Source organism: Mycobacterium sp. (assembly GCF_049280035.1).
In the GTDB taxonomy this organism is placed as follows: Bacteria; Actinomycetota; Actinomycetes; order Mycobacteriales; family Mycobacteriaceae; genus Mycobacterium.
Window position 1 is genome coordinate 1 of record NZ_JBAPPI010000457.1, and the last position, 4,298, is coordinate 4,298.

Genomic DNA, 4,298 nt, shown 5'->3' on the forward strand with positions numbered 1-4,298 from the left:
CAGCTCGACGACCCCATCGAGGTGCTTACCAACCTACAGACCGCCACCGAGAGGATGAACACCGCAAACCGGCGCGATGCCGAAAAGGCTGATTCAACAGTCGATTTGGCGCGCATCGTGTCGCTGATCCCGGCCACCGCCGTCCACGCAGGTATGCGAATCTTCAGCCGGCTAGGTCTGCGGCAACGACTGGCGCCGATCTGTCATGGCAGTGTCTCGTACGTTTCCGGACAGTCGTTGCCCGCGTACTGTGCCGGGGCCAAGGTCGTCGGTATGCACACCGTGCCGCCGCTAGTGGAAGGCTGCGGGTTGAACATCACGCTGACCACCCGTGGCGAGGCGATAGATCTGAGTGTGTGCGCGTGTCCCGACAATGTGCCCGCGGTCGACGACATCGCAACCGGGATCGTCGACTCGCTTGACATTCTGGTGGCAGCCGCGCGGAAATCCCCTCGCGGGCAAGGCCGCTCGGTCGTCACAGAGATGACATCACACGCCACCCAGCGTCGCCACGGCCGCGGCTATTAACCGCCTTAGGCGCTAGTCATGCAGCAGGCCGTCGATGGTCGAAGCGTTGTTCGGCGCCGCAGCAGCCATCAAGATGTCGTGTGCGTGGTCTGGGGCGGTGCGAGCGGGCACCACCAGCAGGACGACCTTTTTGCGATTGAGTCCGATTACTTCGACGGTGTTGACCGGCTGCCGGTAGTACCCGCCGAGTCGTACCGTTCTGCCACCCGTCGGCAGTTTGGCCGGGGCCTTCGCCCATTCGCTGAGGTTGTATATCACGCGATCGATAGGGCCGAGCCGTACCGACAGCACCGCCAACAGATCTGGCAGCTCAATCGAAAGGTCATCAGTGTGCGGCCACCATGCTCCATCGACATACCCGCTGGTGGGAGCCTTGGGCTTTAAGCGCAGACGCGGCGTCTTCTCGGGTGATGTGTGCTTCGAACCGGTCCTGGTTCGGCCTTGTTGTAGCGTCATGCGACGCTCCTGTCTTGGCCGCGAGTCGGCCAAATCATGCGAATCGGCGATGACACAATCGGAAACGGTCGCGTGCGACAGACCGCCGATACCTCGACACTACTCGCACTCGGCAGGTAGGGCGCAATCGCGGCTCATGGGGCCCTAAAGCAGAAGGGGCTGGCAGGACACTGCCCGCCAGCCCGTCTGTGACGAAGAGGTCGCTAAACCGGTGTCACTCCTACTGCCTGAGGGCCTTTGGCCCCTTGGCCGACTTCGAATTGAACCCGTTGGTTCTCCTCAAGCGACTTGAAACCGCTCCCTTGGATCTCTGAGTAGTGAACGAACACATCCTCTGTGCCGCCATCAGGAGCGATAAAGCCGAAGCCCTTGTCACTGTTAAACCACTTCACAGTTCCCTGTGTCATACTTTTCAACTTCTCTCATTCAGAATGGATGTACGAAAAACATCCTGCTTCAAGGTAGCACGAGCAATCAGGAATAGCCTCGTCCTGTTCACCCTGCCGCCGCTGAATCGGCCTGGTCATCGATGTTGGGAGCCTCACGCCCTCAACACGTGCAAACGTATCCGTGCAACGGGCGCGGTGTAGCGTTGAGGTAGAACGGTTTTGTAGCCATGGTGATCTTAGGGCGTGCAGTTGGCCGCCCATACCAATTGCGATCGGATTCGTTCGTCGATCCCGCACTCGTGTGCCGGGAGAACCTCGAAGTGAAGGAATCGTCGATGGACCGCCGAGACTCATACACTCATCGCCTGGCAGCAACGCCGATTTCGTTGACGACAGCCTGCTCAGCACCATGAACGGCGCGGTGTCCGGTCGGCGCCTGGCCAGCCCGGTCCGGCTCAGCTTGGCCATCCAACTCGGCGAGGGCCTCGATGGGGCGTGGTGGCCGCATAAGGCCTCGGTAGCGCGCGAGCTTCCGGAGCTGATTGGCGCCTTGTCCGCGCGATTGGGTGAGATTCTTGATATCAGTGTCAATTGGTCATCATTGGAGGGTTGCCCGGATTTCGACGCGCTGAAGCGCGTGACCATAGCGAACCCCGTCCGGGTCATCGGCCACCAACGCCTGATGATGATCACTGGCAGTCAGGGTTCGGCGAATCTCCTCGTGGTCCCGTGCCGGACCTCCAGCGCTCTGGCCGTAATGGTGTTGCGGCAAGCCGCCACGCTTAACATCGTGCACGCAGAACGGGACACCGATGCATTCCGGATTGCCGACGACATTGTGCGTGCCGCGCGTGCTGAAAGCGCACTGTGCGCGAAACGTCTCGGGGGAACTCGACTCGCGCACGCCGATATCGCAGCTTCAGCCACGGCAGTTTGATGCTCGCCGAAGGGCAACTCTCGGATACGCCAATGTTGTTGCTGGGCAGGATTATTAGCTGCGCGAACCACGTTGCGCGCCAACGATGTTGACATCGCCATTGCCAGCGCGTTTACTAGAGGCCTAGCCCGGAAAATTGCCGTCTACTGTGGCCATATGGATTCGCCTTTGGAATCGGTGTGCGTTTGTCCCCGATTCGGGACCAGACCACCGCACGACGGCGACGCGGGTCGGGACAACCCGGACGGACGCATGGGTGCCCGCCACTCAACTGAAGGGCCGCAATGAGCAACTCTGATAAGAAGCAACGAAATATTGTTCACGAGAACGTGATCCGTATAGGTGCGGGTTTCGCGGCGAAGGAGCATCCACATGTGGTGGAGACGTTGTCGACGCTCGGCCCGCATCTGGGTAGGTGGGGTTCGCGCGGTGTGAACGTGGACGTCTCTCTCCAGGACCGCGGCGGCAATGAGCAGCGCGTTACGTTGCGTACGAGCCTGCCCGGCCTGACGCCACTGGTGGCGGTCGCCGAGAACCCGGACATCACCCACGCGCTGAGTGATGCGAAACGTGAGCTGATTCGGCAGCTCGACCACCAGAAGTCGGTGCGCGAACCCATGAACAACCGCCGGTCCAGCGCGACGATCCGACACCCGGACAACACACCAGTGGGGCTCGTGTGATCGGCAACCATGCCGTCATTGCCGGCCCCGTCCCGGCGGCTGCCCGCATCCCATTGACGCTCAGAGACATACTCGGCGCGGGTGTACGCAGGAGGGCCAGACAAAGGGAAATGCTTGCGGCGCAGTCGACATGGGATTCTGAGGGCGGGGCAACGGGAGAAAGTGGGTCGCTGCCCAACGGGGTCAAGTGCCGCGCACCTCGGGGCCTTGGTGGCTGAGCCTCGTCCGGTTGTGATGCTATGAAGCGAGAGGTGGGCGCAGAGCTCGAAGTCGAGATTACCGAGCCGTCGACGTTGGAATTCCAGATTGCTGTCGCGCCGCACCCGAATGCCGAAGTTTCAGAGCGGTTGTCGTTCGTGCTGGACGGCAATTCCGTTGAATACTCGGAGATCAGCGGTATGCACGGCAGCCGCATCCACAAGATGGAAGTCCCGGCGGGCTACTTGACCGTCGACTATGCCGCGACGATCGTCGGCCGGACCGATCCGGCGCCGGTCACCGAATCCGACCTGTCGATGTATCTGCGCCCCAGCCGGTACGCCGAGGCTGACAAGTTCTACGGTTTTGCCGCAACTGAATTCGGCAGCTACGTCGACTCGACGACTCTGCTGGAGCGAGTCTCCCTCTGGGTGGGCACCCGGCTGAACTACGTGCCGGGCTCGAGCGACCCTATCGACGGGGCGGTGGAGACCATGCTCGCCGGTGCCGGGGTATGCCGTGACTTCGTGCACCTGGTGGTAGCGCTGCTACGTGCGGTCAAGGTACCCGCCCGCGCGGTTTCGGTATACGCGCCGGGCCTGTATCCGATGGACTTCCACGCAGTCGCCGAGGCGTTCGTCGGCGGGCAATGGCGGGTAGTCGACGGGACCTTGCTGGCGCCACGGCAGGCGCTGGTGCGCATTGCCACCGGGCGCGACGCCGCCGACATCGCCTTCCTGGACAACCACGGGGGTGCGATCACCCTGAACAAGCTGGCGGTGACGGCGATCGTGGACGGCGACCTTCCCATAGACTCGATCGACCAACTGGTGTCGATCGGCTAACGGGCCCTCGCGGCCTACTATTGCGCCCACACTCGTAAATTCGCTCTAACTAGTGGATGGTGGAGGTATGCCCCCGCCACTTCGACATCCGGGCATTGCGATCGATGCCCGACCCCCGCTCGGCTAAATGTGGCGATCCACGAACAGCTCCGCGCGGCCGTCGACGGCCGGCGTGGCCTAGCGGCCGCTGACTCGATTTGCGAGGCCTGCGTGAAGTTGTTCAGCATTGACGCGGCGGCCATTTCACTGGTCTTCTCCGGGG

6 protein-coding genes and 1 pseudogene are annotated in these 4,298 nt (G+C 62.1%); 5 read left to right on the top strand and 2 right to left on the bottom strand.

Annotated elements, in window-relative coordinates:
- A partial coding sequence (locus tag WAN71_RS15085) for a WS/DGAT domain-containing protein (RefSeq protein ID WP_422226103.1) occupies positions 1 to 528 on the top strand: 528 nt, incomplete at its 5' end.
- Between the two features lie 12 nt (positions 529 to 540).
- Here WAN71_RS15085 and WAN71_RS15090 read toward each other — a convergent pair.
- Both WAN71_RS15090 and WAN71_RS15095 read right to left on the bottom strand, forming a co-directional pair.
- Positions 541 to 984: a DUF5994 family protein gene (locus WAN71_RS15090; protein WP_422226104.1), complete on the bottom strand. Its 444-nt coding sequence runs from the start codon at positions 982 to 984 to the stop codon at positions 541 to 543.
- 203 nt (positions 985 to 1,187) lie between these two features.
- Entirely contained in the window at positions 1,188 to 1,391 is a 204-nt protein-coding gene (locus WAN71_RS15095; RefSeq protein ID WP_422226105.1) for a cold-shock protein, read from the bottom strand.
- 442 nt (positions 1,392 to 1,833) lie between these two features.
- On the opposite strand from WAN71_RS15095, the gene WAN71_RS15100 reads away from it, so the two are divergent.
- The 4 genes and pseudogenes from WAN71_RS15100 to WAN71_RS15115 all read left to right on the top strand — a co-directional run.
- A complete protein-coding gene (locus tag WAN71_RS15100) occupies positions 1,834 to 2,310 on the top strand; it encodes a DUF5994 family protein (protein WP_422226106.1) in 477 nt (158 codons plus the stop codon).
- Between the two features lie 374 nt (positions 2,311 to 2,684).
- Positions 2,685 to 2,993: a hypothetical protein gene (locus WAN71_RS15105; RefSeq protein ID WP_422226107.1), complete on the top strand. Its 309-nt coding sequence runs from the start codon at positions 2,685 to 2,687 to the stop codon at positions 2,991 to 2,993.
- Between the two features lie 239 nt (positions 2,994 to 3,232).
- A complete protein-coding gene (locus WAN71_RS15110; protein ID WP_422226108.1) occupies positions 3,233 to 4,036 on the top strand; it encodes a transglutaminase-like domain-containing protein in 804 nt (267 codons plus the stop codon).
- 129 nt (positions 4,037 to 4,165) lie between these two features.
- Positions 4,166 to 4,298, top strand: a pseudogene (locus tag WAN71_RS15115) (antitermination regulator); the annotation flags it as partial.